Here is a 16,402-nt window from a genome sequence, read left to right as displayed (position 1 = left end):
TGTGCGATGACGGGCGCAAGCCAGCTTGCACGTGCCACGCCACTCCTCGCGGTGGATGCGGTGGTGCTCGACACCGAGACGACCGGCCTCGATCCGAAGGAGGCACGCATCGTCCAGATCGGCGCCATCGGGCTTCGCGGCGGACTGCTGCAGGAGGCCGAACGGTTCGAGACCCTCGTCGATCCGGGCGTGCCGGTGCCCCCCGGCGCGACGGCGATCCACGGTATCGGGCAGGCGGATCTGGCGGGGGCCCCGCGCTTCGCCGAGATCGCCGGCAAGCTGCAGGCCTTTATCGGGCAGCGGGTGGTGATCGGCCACAACATCGGCTTCGATCTTGCGGTCCTGAAGCGCGAGCACGAGCGCGCCGGCCTAGTCTGGACGCCGCCGCACGTCCTCGACACCCGCATCCTCGGCCAGCTCGCGGCACCGCGGCTGGCGGCCCACTCGCTCGAGACGCTGGCAGCCTGGCTCGATGTCGAGGTCAGCGGCCGGCACACCGCCATGGGCGACGCGCGGGTCACCGCCGACATCTTCGTCCGGCTCGTCCCCCATCTGCGCGAGCGGAACATCCGCACGCTTGCCGAGGCGGAGGCGGCCTGCGCCGGGCTGACGGAGGTGTTCGACGCACAGTACCGGGCCGGCTGGGAGCTGCCGGTACGGCGCGAGGGAGAGGCGATCTCCGAGCAGGCACTGGCGCGGATCGACGCCTATCCCTATCGCCACCGCATCCGAGACGTGATGAGCTCGCCGCCGATCCGCGTACCCGGTTCGATGCCGCTGCGCGAGGCACTCGCGGTGCTGGTCGAGCGCAAGGTGAGCTCGATCTTCGTCGGCGAACCCGACGCCACCGACGTCGCCGAGCACGGCATCCTTACCGAGCGCGACATCCTGAGGGCGCTGGCTGCCCACGGCGCAGCCGCGCTCGACCGGCCGGTGGCCGACTTCGCGACGCCGCGCCTCGAGTCGGTCTTCGACGATGCCTACCTCTACCGGGCGATCGGCCGGATGGCGCGGCTGCGCATCCGCCATCTGGCGGTCTCCGACGAGACCGGCCGCCTCGTCGGCGCGCTCAGCCAGCGCGATCTGCTGCGGCTGCGGGCCGACGACGCCGTGGCGCTCGGCGACGAGATCGACAGTGCCGGCACCGTGAACGAGCTCGCGGCGGCCTGGGCACGGCTGCCGGTGGTGGCGCGCGGCCTGGTCGCCGAAGGCGTCGACGGGCGCGATGTCGCCGGCGTGATCAGCCGTGAACTATGCGCGCTGACTCGCCGCGCCGCAGTGATCGCCGAGATCCGGATGGAGGAGGCAGGGCGCGGCGCACCGCCCGTCGACTATGCGCTGCTGGTGCTCGGTTCCGGCGGTCGCGGCGAAAGCCTGCTGGCGGCCGACCAGGACAATGCGATCGTTTACGCGGACCCCGCTCCGGCCGACGCGGCTGCGGTGGATGACTGGTTCGCGACGTTCGGCGGCCATGTTGCCGACATCCTGCACGCCTCCGGCGTGCCCTACTGCAAGGGTGGAGTGATGGCGCGCAATGCCGAGTGGCGCGCCTCGGCCAGCGACTGGCGACGCCGCATCGCCGGGTGGGTGCGGCGATCGCGGCCGCAGGATCTGCTCAACGTCGACATCTTCTTCGACCTGCGGCCGGTCTACGGAAATGCCCGCATGGCCCGCGATCTGTGGACCTACGCCTATGATCAGGGCCGCCAGTCAGCCGACTTCGCCAAGCTGCTGGCGGAGGCCGCCGGTACCTTCCACCCGCCGCTGACCTTCTTCGGGGGTCTCAGAACCGAGAACGGCCGGATCGACCTGAAGAAGGGCGGCCTGTTCACCATCGTTGCCAACGCCCGGCTGCTGTCGATCCGCCACCATGTGCTCGAACGCTCGACGAAGGCGCGACTGCAGGGGCTCGCCGCGCTCGGCATCGGCTCGGCCCCGGATCTCGAACGTCTGATCGGAACCCATGCACTGCTGCTGCAACTCATGCTCGACCAGCAGATCGCCGACGTCGACGCCGGCGAGCCGCCGAGCAACCGGGTCGATCCGGGCCGGCTGTCGCGCGCCCGCGTCGAGGAACTGAAGCGCGCCCTGTCGTCACTCGGTACCATCGACCACATGGTGCGCGACCTGATGTTCGCCTGAAGCCGGCTGGCGGAGACAGCGGCAAATCGGCTAGCGTTCGCGGGTGCGCCAACCGTCAATGGCCGTATCCGTCCCACCGCGATCCCGGGCGCGCCGCCGGGTGGGCGGCTGCAAGGGGAAGCCCCGATGTCCATTCTCAGTGAATTTCGCGAATTCGCCGTCAAGGGCAACGTGGTCGACATGGCCGTCGGCATCATCATCGGCGGCGCCTTCGGCACGATCGTCAATTCGCTGGTGAACGATATCCTGATGCCGCCGATCGGGCTGATACTGGGCGGCGTGGACTTCTCCTCGATCATGACCGTCCTCAAGGGCGACGGGCCCTATCCGAGCCCGGAGGCGGCCAAGGCCGCCGGCGCCGTGACGATCAACTGGGGTCTGTTCATCAACTCGCTGATCAGTTTTCTGATCGTCGCCTGGGCCCTGTTCCTGGTCATCAAGGTGATCAACCGCATGAAGGCCCAGTTCGAGGCGAAGAAGGAGGAGGTACCGGCCGCGCCGCCGCGTCAGGAGGTTCTGCTGGAGGAGATCCGCGACCTGCTGGCGAAGCGGCAGTCGTAAGCCATCCGGGCCGCGATGCAACGTGCAGGCGGTGCACGGACCGGTTTTCGCGGCCCGATGGATATGTGATAGTCCAGATCAGCCGGCGGGACGCTGCGATTGCCTCCGCCCGGCGGCTGCTACTCTACGGCGCCCTCGATGAATCTTCCCCAGGTCCTCCATCCGCTCATCGGCATGATCCGCCCCGAGGCGCGCGGCGCGCCGGAGAGCGGGATCGTCGAGGTGATGAACTACGGCCGCGGCCGGCCCGGGCTGATCCCGCTGTGGGCTGGCGAGGGCGATCTGCCGACGCCGGATTTCATCTGCGCGGCGGCGGTGCGGTCGCTGCAGGCGGGTGAGACCTTCTACACCTGGCAGCGCGGCATCCCGGAGCTCAGGCAGGCGCTCGCCGACTATCACGCGCGCATCTACGGACGCCGGTTCGACCATGACCGCTTCTTCGTCACCGGTTCGGGCATGCAGGCGATCCAGACCGCCGTGCGGATGGTGGCGGGTGAGGGCGATGCGGTGGTGGTGCCCTCGCCCGGCTGGCCCAACTCCTCGGCCGCGCTCGGCATTGCCGGCGCCCGGACGGTGGACCTGCCGATGTGCTTCACCGCGGATGGCTGGCGGCTCGATCTCGACCGGCTGTTCGATGCGTGCGGGCCGGGCACCCGGGCGATCTTCCTCAATTCCCCCTCCAATCCGGCCGGCTGGACCGCGAGCGCCGAGGAACTGTCGGCCATCCTCGCCTTCGCCCGCGACCGGGGACTCTGGATCATTGCCGACGAGGTCTATGGCCGCTTCTGCTTCGAGGGTGATCGCGCGCCGTCGTTCCATGACGTTGCTGAGCCGGAGGATGCGATCCTCTACGTGAACACGTTCTCCAAGAACTGGGCGATGACCGGCTGGCGCATCGGCTGGTTCGAAGCGCCGCCGGTGCTCGGACAGGTCATCGAGAATCTGGTCCAGTACTCGACCTCCGGCGTCGCCGCCTTCATGCAGCGCGCCGCCGCCACCGCGCTCGCGGACGGCGAGGACTTCGTCGCCTACCAGTTGGAGCGGGCACGCCGCGGTCGGGCCATCCTGTGCGACGCGCTGGCCGCGACCGGCCGTGTCCGCTTTGCGCCTCCGGCGGGAGCGTTCTATCTGTTCTTTGCGATCGACGGGGAACCAGACGTCGCCCGGCTGGGCCTCCGGCTGGTTGACGAGGCGAATGTCGGCCTCGCGCCTGGCACCGCCTTCGGCGCCGCCGGCGCAGGCTTCATGCGAGCCTGCTTCGCGGCGAGCGAAGCAACCGTCGCCGAGGCCGCTCGGCGGCTTGCCGAGTGGCTCGACCGCACGCGCTGATGGCGGAGCCGCGACGCCGTGCCGGACCGCGCCGACCTGCCGCCGACCGTTTCCGAGGCGCGCCTCGCCAGCGTTCTCGACACCGCCGTGTTCGGCATCATCGTGATCGACGAGCGCGGCCGGGTGCTGATGTACAACAAGGCCTGCGAGCGGATGTTCGGCTGGAGCGCCGCGGAGGTCATCGGCAACAACGTCAAGATGATCATGCCGCCCGGCTATGCCCGTGAGCACGACACATACATTCGCAACTACCTGTCCACCGGCGTACCGAAGATCATCGGCATCGGGCGCGAGGTGCACGCCCAGCACAAGGACGGCACCATCATCCCGATCCAGCTGGCGGTCGGGGAGGCCGAGACGCCGGACGGGCGCCAGTTCATCGGCATCCTCCGCGACCTTCGGTTCGAGATCGCCGCCATGGAGCGCGCCGACGCGCTGCAGGCGCAGCTGGTGCGCATGGCGCGGATCAATGCCATGGACGAGATGGGCGCGGCACTGGCGCACGAATTGAACCAGCCGTTGACCGCCGTGATGCACTACCTACAGGCGGTGGCCCGGGCGGTCGCCAAGCGCACCGGAGCGGACGCACTGCCGCCGGAGATCGCCGACATCCTCGGCAAGGCGCTGGTCGAGGCGGATCGGGCCGGCAAGATCATCCATCGCATGCGCCGCTTCGTCGAGAAGCGCGAGGCGATCCGCCAGGTGGTGGATCTCGGGCGCCTGATCGACGAATCGATCGACTTCACGGTCATCGGCAGCCGTGCGCGCGAAATCCGCATCAACCGGGTGATCCCCTCAGAGGCGCTCTATGCCGAGGTCGATCCGGTCCAGATCCAGCAGATCATGGTGAATCTGATCCGCAACGCGATCGACGCCATGAAGGACAGCGAGGTCAAGGAACTGACGGTCCGGCTGGAGCCCCGCGGCGCGATGCATACGGTTTCGGTTCTTGATTCTGGTCCCGGTATCCGGCACGAGGTGCTGCCTGACCTGTTCAAGGCGTTTGCCAGCAGTGGCAAGCAGGGGATGGGACTGGGGCTCGCGATTTCGAAGACGATCGCTCAGAGCCATGGCGGCGACCTGACGGTGGATCCCGGCGGCGGGGGACGCGGTGCCTGCTTCACCCTGCATCTGCCGAAGGCGGACCCCGCCGCCGCGGCTTCGGCGGCGCGGGACGAGGATTGAGACCGGAGCGATGACCCCGCAGAAGACCATCCACATCGTCGACGATGATCCGGCCGTTCGCGACGCGCTCTCCGTGGTCTTCACGCTGGAGGGATACTCGGTGTGCGTCTTCTCCAATGCCGCCGACTTCCTCGGCGCGGTGCGGCAGTCGGTCCCGGACTGCGTGCTGCTGGACGTGCACATGCCCGGCAAGTCGGGGCTCGACGTCCTGCGCGAGCTGGGCGCTTCGGATTTCCGGGCGCCGATCTTCGTGATCAGCGGTCAGGGCGATATTCCGATGGCGGTGAGGGCCATCAAGGACGGCGCGTTCGATTTCATCGAGAAGCCGTTCGATGCCGACACCGTGGTGCAGCGCGTGGCCGAGGCGATCGCGGCGGAGGACCATCGGCCAAGGACCGGTACCCAGCGCCACAGCTTTGCCGGCGCGGAACGGCTGACCTTCCGTGAGATGGACGTCCTGCGCGAGATCACCTCCGGTGCGACGAACAAGGAGGCCGGCCGCCGCCTCGGCATCAGTCCGCGCACCATCGAGGTGCATCGGGCCCGCATCATGGAGAAACTCGGCGCCCGCAACACCGCCGACCTGGTGCGTATCGTCCTGTCGGGCGATTGAGGCAGGTCCCTGCCGATTGATCTGCATCATGGCGACCTGACCTGCGCCGGCCGATATCTTCCCACCTCTAGGGCACGGAGTCCGCGAGGTGTTTCACGTCGTTGAGGATGATGCGGCAGTCGCGGACGCGCTCGTGCTGATGCTGCGCGAGTTCGACCACGAGGTCCGGTCGTATCCCGATGCGGAAGAGTTTCTGCGCGAAGCCCGCCTCGCGGGCAGCGACACCGTGATCGTCGACCTCGCCCTGCCGGGCATGGGCGGCGGGGAACTGGTGCGGTTCCTCGAGACGATCGCCGACCCGCCGCGGGTGGTGGTTATCAGCGGCGAGCCGCAGGGCGAGCTCGACCGTCATCTCGAGGGCCTGCCGAAACTTCCGGTGATCCGCAAGCCGGTCGACGTCGAGGACCTGCGCCGCCTGTTCTAGATGTGAGCGTCCGGGAAATTGTCGATTCGGTCCTCCGCGAATTGCTTCGGTTTGGCGACATCAGCCTTCCCGACAAGGATCGAATGGACGGCCTCCACGAAGTGCACATCTAGCGGATGAACTGGTCGGTGTAGCCGGCGCCGAGGCCGACGGCCTCGTAGTGCCTGCGGCACATGTCGATCTTGGTAAACACGTCCTCATAGCCCATCGCCGCGCCCCACGGATCGACGTAGTACATGATGCCGTTGACCTGGAACATGGTGATCATCTCCTCCACGTCCTCCGGCACGTAGAGGGTATGGGTCTCGCCCGGCGGCTCGAACACGTAGGAACCTGCCTCGGCGACCCAGTCGTGTTCGAGGTAGCGCCACCTGCCGCGCAAAACCAGGCCGTGCACGGCCTGCGGGTGACGATGGCGCGACAGCACGCCCGACCTGCGCACCCGCAACAGGTTCATCCAGTAGCCCTGCGAGCGGTTGAGGCACAGCGGCCGGAACCACACATTGTCGGCCTGCGGCACCCACACACGCTCGTCGTCCGGGATTGCCCTCGGCACGACGATCTCGGCCAGCGCGTCGGCCGGGAACGGCAGCTGATAGGGCATCATCGGATCCTGGTCGGGCTTGTCGATCGGCATCCCTCGGCTCCTCTCACATTGCAGCATAGCCGCCGTCGACCGGCATGATCGAGCCGGTGATGAAGCTCGCCGAGTCCGACAGCAGATAGGCGACCAGATCGCCGACCTCGCGCGGCCGGCCCCACCGGCGCATCGGTGTCCGCGCCATGATCGCCGCCTCGCGCGCAGCGTCCTCACGCAGCCCCTGGGTCATGCCGGTCTCGATCCAGCCCGGCGCGACCGCGTTCACGCGAATGCCGTCGCCGGCCCAGTGCGCGGCAAGCGCCTTGGTCAGCTGCGCCACGCCTCCCTTCGATGCCGAGTAGGCCGGCACCAGAGGCCCGCCGAAGAAGCTCAGCATCGAGGCGGTGTTGACGATCGCGCCGCCGCTGGCCGCGAGCAGCGGCTTGCAGGCCAGACACATCCGCATGGTGCCGGTCAGATTGACGTCGATGACGCGCTGGAAGTTGACGAGGTCGTATTCCTGCCCGCGCATCAGAATGCCGGCGCAGTTGACGAGCCCGTCGAGGCGGTCGAGCCCGGCGACGAGATTGGCGACGGCCGTCTGGTCGGTGACGTCAAGCACGGCGACGTCCATGCCGGACGGAGCGTCGCAGGCCGCGACCTCCTCGCGCGTCGCCCCGGTCGCCAGCACCGTCCAGCCCGCCGCGATCAGCGCCTCCGCGACGCCGAAGCCGATGCCGCGCGTGCCCCCGGTCACCAGTGCGTGCTTGCCGCTCATCCCGCCTCTCCCGAGCGCCCGCCACCCCCGCCATCGCCGGCCAGGAAGGCCTGCACGGCCTCGCGGCGCGGCATCGGCGCCACTGCGCCGTAACCCTGCGTCGACAGCGCCGCCGCCGCATTGGCGTATTCCGCAGCGGCGAAGGGGTCGCGTCCGGCGACGAGCTCGGCCAGGAAGGCTCCGTCGAAGGTATCTCCGGCCGCGGTCGCATCGACCGGCTGCACGCGTCGCGCCGGCACCCGGCGCCGTTCGGCCGGTGTCGCGACCAGCGTACCGTCCGCGCCGAGCGTCAGCGCGACGATCGCGGCACCCAGTTCGAGATAGAAGTCGGCGATCCGGTCCGGATCGCTGTAGCCGGTCAGCTGCTCGGCGTCGTCCCGGCCGGGCAGGGCGATGTCGCAGTCGCGCATCGCCGCGTGGATGATCGCCCGCGCCCGCGGCAGCGGCCAGAGCTTCAGCCGCAGATTGGTGTCGTAGGAGACCTTCGTGCCTGCGGCTCGGGCGATTTCGATGGCGCGGAACACCGCGTCCGCTGCGCTGTCGCTGATCGCCTGGCTGATGCCCGACACATGCAGGATCCTGGCGCCGGCGATGTAATCTGCCGGGATGTCGGCCGCCGTCATCCGGCTCGCCGCCGATCCGGCGCGCAGATAGCTGAAGACGTGGCCCTCGGGGCCGTGGGTGACGAAGTAGATGCCGGTATGGGCGTCGCGCCGGCGGACCACGTGCGAGGCATCGACGCCTTCGGCCGCCCACAGCGCCATGAAGCTGTCGCCGAAGGCATCGGCGCCGAGATGGGTGAGATAGCCGACCCGTGCGCCCTGGCGGGCCGCGGCGATCGCCGTGTTCGACGTATCGCCGCCGTGACCGGCCAGATAGCGGCCGTCCGGCTGCTGGTTGAACTCGAGCATCGGCTCGCCGAGGCAGATGATATCGGGTTGCATGGCGCCGTCCGGCCCCTCTGGCTCACAGGGTGCTGTTGATGGCGCCACCGTCGAGCAGGATGTTCTGGCCGACGATGTAGCCGGCATAGGCGCTGCACAGGAATGCGCACATCGCCCCGAATTCCTCCGTCGTGCCGAAGCGGCCGGTGGGATTCTTCGCGTAGGCCTCGGCGCGCGCTTCCTCGACGCTGATGCCACGCGTCCGGGCGACATTGGCCATCAGCGACTCGATGCGCGCGGTCTCGTGCTGGCCGGGCAGCAGATTGTTGATGGTGACGCCGAAGCGGGCGACCTGGCGGGAGGTGCCGGCGACGAAACCGGTCAGTCCGCTGCGCGCCGCGCCCGAAAGGCCCAGTTCCGGGATGGGCGCCTTCACCGATCCGGAGGTGATGTTGACGATGCGGCCCCAGCGGCGTTCGATCATGCCCGGCAGCACCGCGGTGATCAGATGGATGGGCGTCAGCATGTTGGCGCGGATCGCGGCCTGCCACTCCGCCTCGCCCCAGTCGTGCCACATGCCCGGAGGCGGGCCGCCCGCGTTAGTGATGAGGATGTCGGGCGCGGGGGCGGCCTCGAGGAGCCGCGCCCGCCCCTCGGGCGTGGTCACGTCGGCGGCGACAGGCGTCACCTGAACGCCATAGCGCTCGGCGATCTCGCCGGCGGCCTGCTCGAGGGGGCCGTGCGAGCGGGCGTTGAGGACGATGGCGACTCCGGCCTCGGCGAGTTTCTCCGCCGATCCCCGGCCAAGTCCCTTCGAGCCGCCGCAGACGATCGCGGTCCTGCCTCTGATTCCCAGATCCATCGTGAAGTCTCTTCCGGTGCGTGTCGCGTGAGGGGGAAGACGGCCCGCCATCGGACGACGGCGGGCCGCGCCTGACTGTCCGCCGTCAGGGCTTGTAGACGAAGCCCTCGCTGATCATCGCCTCCGCCGGGATCGGCGGCAGGTCGGAGAACAGCTCGGGATGGTTCTGCATCACGGCGAGGATCGGCCGCGGGTCGATGTGTGCGTTGACGTCGAAGACCCGATCGACGAAGCCGAGCCGGTTGAGCGTCGAGACCGCTGCGTGCAGCGCCGCATAATTGTTGGCAGAGAGCCGCCGGTCGGCCTGCTGGATGTTGTACTCCATCGCCTTCTCCGCGACGGCCGGATCGAGACCCGGGATCCACCGGGTCGCCACCTGCGCGGCATCCTTCGGGTTCTGCCGCATCCACTGGTCGGCCTCGGACAAGGCGGCCAGGAACTTCTCCAGCGTCTCTCGGTTCTCCTCGGCCCAGTTGCGCAGGGCGACGTTGAAGCCGAGATAGGAGATGTGGTTGCCGCCGCGCACCACCTCATAGGCGCCGGGTACGTCGCGCTGGGCAACGATCGGCCAGGGATCCCAGCCGACGAAGGCGTCGATGCCACCCGACAGCAGCGCCACCGTCATGTCCGGCGGCGGCGTGTTGACCAGCGTGACCTCGTCGAGTCCGAGCCCGGCCGCCTCGATCAGCGCGAGCACGTAGAGGTGATTGATCGTGCCGAACGAGGCGGCGATGCGCTTGCCCTTCAGCGTCGAGAGATCATCCGCAGAAATTCCCGACCCCTCCCGCGCCACCAACGCCATCGTGGTGTCGGAGCCGAGCTGCGCGGCATTGCCGCTGTAGTTGCCGAGCGCGACGAGATCCATGCCGCGGATGACCGCGCCGATCATCGGTACACCGACCTGCACCACGTCCACCTCGCCCGCCTGCAGCGCATTCAGGGAGTCGACCCCGGTCGCGTAGGGGTTGGCGATCGTCACATCGAGTCCGTGCTTCTCGAAGAAGCCCTGCTCGAGCGCAATCGGCAATCCGAGCTGATCGATGCTCGACACCATCCCGGGGTTGAGCTTGATCAGGTCGTCGTCCTGGGCGACGGCGGCGAGTGGTACCGCGAGCGCCAGTCCGAGGGCCAGTGCCAGTCGTGCAATCATGACGTCCTCCTCATTGTAGCGGCTCGATCCGCTCGACCCAGAAGGGCCTTGCGAGTGCGGTCAGATCCGCCTTGTTGACTCCGCGCACCTGCACGGAGTTTCCGCTGGTGCCCGAGACGCGCCCGAGCTTCTGGAACTTCTGGATGTGAAACCGTTCAGGCGGAAAGCGCAGGGTGACCAGCACGTCGACCCGGCGCCGGTCCTGGTCGATGCCTTCGGCGATCTTGGCGGAGGCGGTGGCCGACAGCCAGGCCTGCCAGCCGACCAGGGCCACGACGACGCCGATCGCGACCTTTCCCCGGGACGAACGGATGGCATCGCGCACGAGACTCATGCCGAACGCACCAGTTGCAGCACCTTGTTGGAGAGCGTCTTGAAGGCTTCGTCCTCGACGAGCCTGTCCCACGAGCGCGGCCGCTCCAGCGGGATGTCCACCTCGGCGAGAACCTGCCCCTTCGACAGGACCACCACCGTGTTGGCGAGAAACACGGCCTCGGGCACATCGTGGGTGATGAACACGATCGTCGGCCGGCGCTGCTCCCAGATCCGCGTCAGCTCCTCCTGAAGGGTCATGCGGGTCTGCGCATCGACACTGGCGAACGGTTCGTCCATCAGCAGCACGTCGGGATTGTTGGCGAGCGCGCGCACGACACCGACCCGCTGCTGCATGCCTCCCGACAGTTCGTTCGGGTAGCGGTCCGCGGCATGCGACAGGCCGGCAAGCGCCAGATACTCCTCGGCGATCCTCTGGCGCTCCGCCTTGCCGACGCCGCGCATCTTGGGGCCGAAGGTGACGTTCTCGGCCACCGTCTTCCAGGGGAACAGGGCAAACGACTGGAACACCACGCCGCGATCGGCGCCGGGGCCCTTGACCTCGCGCCCGCCGACCAGGATCCGGCCCGAGGTGATCGGAATGAAGCCGGCGATCATGTTGAGGATGGTCGACTTGCCGCAGCCGGACGGTCCGACCACGGCGACGAAGTCGCCTTCCTCGACATTGAGCGAGACGTCCCGGACGGCCGTCACCTGCGTGCCGCGATAGGGATCGAAGTAGGTTTTCGAGAGGTTCTCGAGCGTCAGGCTCTTCATTTCGTCACCAGTCCCCAGCGCTGACCAGTGGCCCGTTCGATCGGAGCGAGGAACCAGCTGTCGACGATGTACCAGAGGATGCCGAGCACGATCATGCCGACCACGATCTCCTCGACCGATCCGGCGCGACGTGCATCGAACATCAGGAAGCCGATGCCGCTGGTGCCGACGATGATCTCGGCCGCGATCAGCGCGCGCCAGCCGTAGCCCAGTCCGTTGCGCAGGCCGGTGATGATGTTGGGAAGCGCACCCGGCAGCGTCACCTCGAACAGGATGCGAAGCGGCGATGCGCCGAGACTCTGGGCGGCGCGGTGCAGTTCCGGCTTCACCGAGCGGATGCCGAGAATCGTGTTCAGCACCACCGGGAACAGCACGGTGTAGACGATGACGAAGGTCATCGTCGTCAGCCCGAAGCCGAACCAGACGAGCAGGATCGGCAGCCAGGCGATGTCGCCGACGGCCTGGAAGAACAGCAGGATCGGCCAGCTGAACGCGTGCGCCCGACGGTTGAGGCCGATGAACACGCCAAGCGGAATGGCGATCGCCATGCCGACCGCGGCGCCGACCGCCAGCCGCTCGATGCTGTCGGCGAGATACTCCGGGAGGATGCCCTTGTAGGTCAGCTCCCACGCCTTTGTCACGACGTCGCCGGGGCCGGGCAGGAATACCCGCGGAAAGATTTCGAGCCATACGACAACCGCCCAGACCGCGATGATCGGCACGAACGGGATGAAGGCGGCGAGCGCCGGCCATCGTGCCGTCAGGCGGGCATACCAGCCCCAGATCGCATGGATCGCGCTCATGACCGCTGCACCAGTCCCCAGCGTTCGATCGTGGCGCGCTCAAGCGGCGCCAGCAGCAGCCGGTCGAGCACCAGCCAGATCAGCCCGATGACGATCATCGCGAAGACGATCACCTCGGTACGGTAGAAGTCGCGGGCCAGGAACAGCATGTAGCCGAGGCCGACATTTGTCGCGATCATCTCGGCCGCGATCAGGCCGCGCCAGGCGAAGCCCATGCCGGTACGGATGCCGGTGACGATGTTGGGAAGCGCGCCCGGCAGCAGCACCTGCGTCAGCATCTGCCAGGGACTGGCACCCAGCGAGGCGGCCGCGTGGCGCAGCGGCATCGGGATCGTCGAGACGCCGAGCAGCGTGTTGTAGGCGACGACGAAGAACACCGCGTTGAAGATGACGAAGGTGATCGCACCGAACCCGTAGCCGAACCACAGCGTCGCGATCGGGATCCAGGCGATGCCGGCCAGCACCGAGAAGAACCGTAGCGGCGGTGTGAGGAAATCCGAGACGGCCTTGCTCACGCCCATCGCGATACCAAGTGGCACCGCCGTCAGGATGGCGAGCACGGTGCCGACCGAGACGCGCAGCATGCTGGCGCCGACATGGGCGAGCAGCGAGCCGTCGGCAATAGTGCCCCAGCCCGCGCGCAGCACCGTCGGCACGTCGGGAAAGATCCGCGGATTGACGTCGAACAGGCTGACAATCAGCTGCCAGAGCACGACGAGAAACACCAGCGGCGCGACGAACCTGACCGCTTCGCGGAGACGTCCGAAGCGGACCGGCCGCAACGCGACCGTCTCCCCGCTCATCGACGCTGGCCCGCCTGCTCGGAGCCCGGACGACACGACCTTCTGTCCACTTTCTCCTCCCTCGGAACGGCGCCATCCTCGCCGCAGGCGCCCGTTCCCGACGTGTCGGCAGGCCCGCGGGCTGCTGTCGATGGTCCGAATGTCTGGTCTACGCCGCCCGCAACCCGGCTGCGGTCCGCGTCTCCGCCGGGCCTGCGACCGGGCCGCGATCCGGCATCCGGCGCAGGCGGCTGCCGGCGGACGATACCTGCGGCGGATGCGCGCCCATGACGTCTCCTCTCACCGTGGCACCTCGGTCAGGACGATTGAGACCGCAGGGCATCGCGCCGCCTGCGGCTTGCGTTCAACATCCAGTTGACCGGGTGTCCATATTATGGACAATATGTCCAAATTATCGGAATGGGGCCGACCGGTTGTCAAGAGGGCCGGCGCCAGGGAGCGATCGTCGATGGATGCCGCGCGCAAACCCGTCAACCGGCCTGACCGCTCCGCTGCGGCCGTGCCGGGTGCTGCCTCGTTCTCCAAGTTCATCACCGTCCTGCAGGCGATCGCCGACGATCCCGGCAAGCTCGACATGGCCCGGCTCGCGCGCCGCGTGCCGTATCCGCGTGGCACGCTCTATCGCATTGTCATGGCGCTGACCGCCGAGGACCTGATCTCCCAGAACCGCGAGACCGGTGCCTTTCAGCTTGGTCACAGGCTCATTCATTTGGCCTCGAAGAGCTGGGAGAGCTCGGATCTGCGCTCGGCGGCACGCGATCACATCGAGGCCCTGCGCGACGCCACCGGCGAGACCGTTCACCTCGCCGTGCCCAGCGGCACCGGCATGGTCTACATCGACAAGCTGGAGAGCCCGCGCGCGGTGCGGATGATGTCGCGGATCGGAACCCGCGTGGAGATGCACTCGACCTCGGTGGGCAAGGCCTACCTGGCCGCGCTGCCCGAGGCGCTCTGCCGCGAACTGGTTGCCTCCCTCGATCTGCGGCCGCGCACGCCCAACACCATCACCGATAGGCGCGCGTTGCTCGCCGAGATCGAGCGGACCCGGGCGCGCGGCTATTCCTTCGACGACGAGGAGAACGAGCCCGACATCCGCTGCATCGGTGGGGCGATCCTGGACCGTCTGGGGCAGGCCGTCGGCGCGGTGAGCCTCAGCATTCCGCTCTACCGCTATGACGAGGCCCGGGCCGACTTCTACGTCGCCAGGGTCCGGGAGACGGTTCGGAGCATCTCGGACGAGCTTGCGACGCTGGTCTGAGCACCCGCCCCGCCGCGCAGCGGCTCAGGCCGTGCCGGGTCTTTTCCCAGTGGTGCGGCGTTCGCCACAGCTGCCACAGCGCACGGTATGCCGCCAGCGACATCAGCAGCCAGTAGACCGGCAGCGCCGCAAGGTCGGCAGCGAGCCGGGCCATTGCCGGTCGTTTGGCTAGCCCGGCCAGTCCGAGCGCGAAGCCGCTGAGATAGCCCGCCGCAAGGCCTGCCGCGCACAGTCCGCCGATCGTGCTGCCGGCCAGGTCGGTGGCATCGAACACGTTGCCGGCGGCTACATGGCACAGCAGCAGGGCGGTGGCGAGCGGATGGACGAGCGCGGAAGCGACCACCCCGCCGAAGATCGCCTGGATGGCGAGGAACCGCCACGTGCCGAGCTCCCGCCACAACCGGTCCGGCCGACGCATGCTGACCAGATAGGTCTGCATCCACCCCTTCATCCAGCGGGTTCTCTGCCGCAGCCATACGCCGAAGTCGATCGGCGCCTCCTCCCGGGTCGAGGATGCGAGGACGCCGCAGCTGTAGCCGCAGCGCGCCAGTCGCAGGCCGAGATCGGCATCCTCGGTGACGTTGTAGGCATCCCACGCGCCAGCCTCGCGCAATGCTGCGATGCGGAAATGGTTGGATGTCCCGCCGAGCGGCATCGGCAGGCGCAGCCGCACCAGGGCGGGCAGCAGCACATCGAACAGCGCCGCGTACTCGATGCCGAACTGGCGCGACAGCCAGGACTCGTGCCAGTTGTAGACGGTGAGCGAGGCCTGCAGGCAGGCGAGCTCGGGCGGCGCGGCGGCGAAGCGTGCCGCCGCCCGCCGCAGCTGATCGCGATCCGGCAGATCCTCCGCGTCGAAGATGGCGACCAGCGAGCCGCGCGCCAGCGCCAGCCCGACATTCAGCGCCTTCGGCTTGGTCTTCGGCCGCCGATCGGGCAGGGTCACGATTTCGACATGGGTGGGCAGACGCAGGGTCCTGAGCCGGGCCTGGGTGCCGGGATCATCGGCCTCGACCAGGAGCTTGATGTCGAGACGTTCCGGTGGATAGTCGAGATCCAGCAGTGCCGCGATCAGCCCCTCGACGACCTCTTCCTCGCGATAGAGCGGCACGAGCAGCGTGTAGACCGGCAGCTTTCCGTCGGGAAGGGGCTGCTCACGGGCCGACGGCACAGGCACTCCAGCGAGCGCCACCGCGGTCAGGCGAATCCCGATGACCCCGAGAAAGAGTGCGGCTGCCAGCGCGGCAAGCGGGGGAAATATGGCGGGTGCCAGCATGGCAACGAGTAGCAACAGCACCACCGCCAGCATGACGGCAGGTCCGACGAGCGCCGGCAGCCGGACGGCGGACCGGTCGGCGGGCAGCCGACCGTTGCCGCGGCGGGCCGCCTCGACCAGCTCGCTGGCCCCGCAGGCAAGCACCGCATCGAGGAGAGCCTGCGGCGTCGTGACGACGATCCGGTCCGCCGCTCCCGGCCGGTCCTGCAGCGTCGCGACCAAGGTGCCCACCTGGCGCCCGCGCGGCGCGGTGGCGATCACCAGCCGGTCCGGCGCGGCGACGACCATCAGACCGAGCCGGGCGGCTTCTGCCGGTGATCGCCCGACGAATGGCTGCACCGGCCATGCAATCGGGAGCAGCGGCATGAAGTCTGCGCCGACCGCCTTGGCAAGCGCCGCATAATAGGCCTGCTGCGAGATGCAGCCGCGTGCCAGCAGCACCTCGTGGGCGCAGACGCCGAGCCGGTCGGACACGGCCGTTGCCCGGTCGAGAACCTCCGGTCGGAGCCGACCGGAAAGAAAGGCGATATCGTTCGGATAGCTGCGCCCGGGGAACGCCCGCGCGGCCATTGACGTCCGCACCCTCGCCCCCCGGCCAGACTGCTGACAAGACTGACCCGGCCGACTATACAGCTTTTCTCCGCGCCCGGCAGGAAATTCTCGCG

17 protein-coding genes are annotated in these 16,402 nt (G+C 68.4%); 7 read left to right on the top strand and 10 right to left on the bottom strand.

Annotation, left to right across the window (positions count from 1 at the left end):
• Positions 1–6 precede the first annotated feature (6 nt).
• The 6 genes from EDC22_RS12755 to EDC22_RS12730 all read left to right on the top strand — a co-directional run bounded on the left by EDC22_RS12755 (position 7) and on the right by EDC22_RS12730 (position 6,254).
• Positions 7–2,142, top strand: a complete 2,136-nt coding sequence (locus tag EDC22_RS12755) for a DUF294 nucleotidyltransferase-like domain-containing protein (RefSeq protein ID WP_132807047.1) — start codon at positions 7–9, stop codon at positions 2,140–2,142.
• Between the two features lie 132 nt (positions 2,143–2,274).
• Positions 2,275–2,703 (top strand): large-conductance mechanosensitive channel protein MscL, encoded by a 429-nt coding sequence (mscL, locus tag EDC22_RS12750; protein WP_207903775.1) that lies wholly within the window; start codon positions 2,275–2,277, stop codon positions 2,701–2,703.
• Between the two features lie 138 nt (positions 2,704–2,841).
• Entirely contained in the window at positions 2,842–4,032 is a 1,191-nt protein-coding gene (locus tag EDC22_RS12745) for a pyridoxal phosphate-dependent aminotransferase (protein WP_132807045.1), read from the top strand.
• 18 nt (positions 4,033–4,050) lie between these two features.
• Positions 4,051–5,217 carry a PAS domain-containing sensor histidine kinase gene (locus EDC22_RS12740; RefSeq protein WP_245499749.1) on the top strand — a complete coding sequence of 389 codons (1,167 nt, stop codon included), beginning with the start codon at positions 4,051–4,053 and terminating at the stop codon, positions 5,215–5,217.
• A gap of 10 nt (positions 5,218–5,227) precedes the next feature.
• Positions 5,228–5,830, top strand: coding sequence for a response regulator transcription factor (locus EDC22_RS12735; protein ID WP_132807044.1), 603 nt, complete (start codon positions 5,228–5,230; stop codon positions 5,828–5,830).
• Between the two features lie 88 nt (positions 5,831–5,918).
• Entirely contained in the window at positions 5,919–6,254 is a 336-nt protein-coding gene (locus EDC22_RS12730) for a response regulator (RefSeq protein ID WP_132807043.1), read from the top strand.
• Between the two features lie 109 nt (positions 6,255–6,363).
• On the opposite strand, the gene EDC22_RS12725 is transcribed toward EDC22_RS12730, so the two are convergent.
• The 9 genes from EDC22_RS12725 to EDC22_RS12685 all read right to left on the bottom strand — a co-directional run bounded on the left by EDC22_RS12725 (position 6,364) and on the right by EDC22_RS12685 (position 13,203).
• Entirely contained in the window at positions 6,364–6,891 is a 528-nt protein-coding gene (locus EDC22_RS12725; protein WP_132807042.1) for a 2,4'-dihydroxyacetophenone dioxygenase family protein, read from the bottom strand.
• 13 nt (positions 6,892–6,904) lie between these two features.
• Positions 6,905–7,612 carry an SDR family NAD(P)-dependent oxidoreductase gene (locus EDC22_RS12720; RefSeq protein WP_132807041.1) on the bottom strand — a complete coding sequence of 236 codons (708 nt, stop codon included), beginning with the start codon at positions 7,610–7,612 and terminating at the stop codon, positions 6,905–6,907.
• A complete protein-coding gene (locus tag EDC22_RS12715) occupies positions 7,609–8,556 on the bottom strand; it encodes a sugar kinase (RefSeq protein WP_132807040.1) in 948 nt (315 codons plus the stop codon). The genes EDC22_RS12720 and EDC22_RS12715 overlap by 4 nt, the downstream gene beginning before the upstream one ends.
• 22 nt (positions 8,557–8,578) lie before the next feature.
• Positions 8,579–9,358 (bottom strand): SDR family oxidoreductase, encoded by a 780-nt coding sequence (locus tag EDC22_RS12710; RefSeq protein WP_132807039.1) that lies wholly within the window; start codon positions 9,356–9,358, stop codon positions 8,579–8,581.
• 85 nt (positions 9,359–9,443) lie between these two features.
• Positions 9,444–10,508 carry an ABC transporter substrate-binding protein gene (locus EDC22_RS12705; protein WP_132807038.1) on the bottom strand — a complete coding sequence of 355 codons (1,065 nt, stop codon included), beginning with the start codon at positions 10,506–10,508 and terminating at the stop codon, positions 9,444–9,446.
• A gap of 10 nt (positions 10,509–10,518) precedes the next feature.
• Positions 10,519–10,842: a hypothetical protein gene (locus EDC22_RS12700; protein ID WP_245499748.1), complete on the bottom strand. Its 324-nt coding sequence runs from the start codon at positions 10,840–10,842 to the stop codon at positions 10,519–10,521.
• Positions 10,839–11,597 (bottom strand): ABC transporter ATP-binding protein, encoded by a 759-nt coding sequence (locus EDC22_RS12695; protein ID WP_132807037.1) that lies wholly within the window; start codon positions 11,595–11,597, stop codon positions 10,839–10,841. The genes EDC22_RS12700 and EDC22_RS12695 overlap by 4 nt, the downstream gene beginning before the upstream one ends.
• Positions 11,594–12,400, bottom strand: a complete 807-nt coding sequence (locus EDC22_RS12690; protein WP_132807036.1) for an ABC transporter permease — start codon at positions 12,398–12,400, stop codon at positions 11,594–11,596. The genes EDC22_RS12695 and EDC22_RS12690 overlap by 4 nt, the downstream gene beginning before the upstream one ends.
• On the bottom strand, positions 12,397–13,203 hold the full coding sequence (locus tag EDC22_RS12685; RefSeq protein ID WP_132807035.1) for an ABC transporter permease: 807 nt from the start codon (positions 13,201–13,203) through the stop codon (positions 12,397–12,399). Before EDC22_RS12685 ends, EDC22_RS12690 begins: the two co-directional genes overlap by 4 nt.
• Positions 13,204–13,651: 448 nt before the next feature.
• On the opposite strand from EDC22_RS12685, the gene EDC22_RS12680 reads away from it, so the two are divergent.
• Positions 13,652–14,461 carry an IclR family transcriptional regulator gene (locus EDC22_RS12680; protein ID WP_132807034.1) on the top strand — a complete coding sequence of 270 codons (810 nt, stop codon included), beginning with the start codon at positions 13,652–13,654 and terminating at the stop codon, positions 14,459–14,461.
• Here the strand turns inward: EDC22_RS12680 and EDC22_RS12675 are convergent.
• Positions 14,355–16,307: a glycosyltransferase family 2 protein gene (locus EDC22_RS12675; protein WP_132807033.1), complete on the bottom strand. Its 1,953-nt coding sequence runs from the start codon at positions 16,305–16,307 to the stop codon at positions 14,355–14,357. The genes EDC22_RS12680 and EDC22_RS12675 overlap by 107 nt on opposite strands.
• Between the last annotated feature and the right edge of the window lie 95 nt (positions 16,308–16,402).

The sequence above is a fragment of the Tepidamorphus gemmatus genome, from assembly GCF_004346195.1.
Taxonomy (GTDB): Bacteria; Pseudomonadota; Alphaproteobacteria; order Rhizobiales; family Tepidamorphaceae; genus Tepidamorphus; species Tepidamorphus gemmatus.
Note: the sequence above shows the minus strand (reverse complement) of the source record. Positions and strands in the feature narration are given on the sequence as shown.

Excerpts from the sequence above, each read along its gene's own strand:
- EDC22_RS12705 (WP_132807038.1), bottom strand. The coding sequence starts at position 10,508 with ATGATTGCACGACTGGCACTGGCCCTCGGACTGGCGCTCGCGGTACCA.
- EDC22_RS12710 (WP_132807039.1), bottom strand. The coding sequence starts at position 9,358 with ATGGATCTGGGAATCAGAGGCAGGACCGCGATCGTCTGCGGCGGCTCG.
- EDC22_RS12690 (WP_132807036.1), bottom strand. The coding sequence starts at position 12,400 with ATGAGCGCGATCCATGCGATCTGGGGCTGGTATGCCCGCCTGACGGCA.
- EDC22_RS12715 (WP_132807040.1), bottom strand. The coding sequence starts at position 8,556 with ATGCAACCCGATATCATCTGCCTCGGCGAGCCGATGCTCGAGTTCAAC.
- EDC22_RS12720 (WP_132807041.1), bottom strand. The coding sequence starts at position 7,612 with ATGAGCGGCAAGCACGCACTGGTGACCGGGGGCACGCGCGGCATCGGC.
- EDC22_RS12700 (WP_245499748.1), bottom strand. The coding sequence starts at position 10,842 with ATGAGTCTCGTGCGCGATGCCATCCGTTCGTCCCGGGGAAAGGTCGCG.
- EDC22_RS12745 (WP_132807045.1), top strand. The coding sequence starts at position 2,842 with ATGAATCTTCCCCAGGTCCTCCATCCGCTCATCGGCATGATCCGCCCC.
- EDC22_RS12695 (WP_132807037.1), bottom strand. The coding sequence starts at position 11,597 with ATGAAGAGCCTGACGCTCGAGAACCTCTCGAAAACCTACTTCGATCCC.
- EDC22_RS12725 (WP_132807042.1), bottom strand. The coding sequence starts at position 6,891 with ATGCCGATCGACAAGCCCGACCAGGATCCGATGATGCCCTATCAGCTG.
- EDC22_RS12675 (WP_132807033.1), bottom strand. The coding sequence starts at position 16,307 with ATGGCCGCGCGGGCGTTCCCCGGGCGCAGCTATCCGAACGATATCGCC.
- EDC22_RS12685 (WP_132807035.1), bottom strand. The coding sequence starts at position 13,203 with ATGAGCGGGGAGACGGTCGCGTTGCGGCCGGTCCGCTTCGGACGTCTC.
- EDC22_RS12680 (WP_132807034.1), top strand. The coding sequence starts at position 13,652 with ATGGATGCCGCGCGCAAACCCGTCAACCGGCCTGACCGCTCCGCTGCG.
- EDC22_RS12755 (WP_132807047.1), top strand. The coding sequence starts at position 7 with ATGACGGGCGCAAGCCAGCTTGCACGTGCCACGCCACTCCTCGCGGTG.
- EDC22_RS12735 (WP_132807044.1), top strand. The coding sequence starts at position 5,228 with ATGACCCCGCAGAAGACCATCCACATCGTCGACGATGATCCGGCCGTT.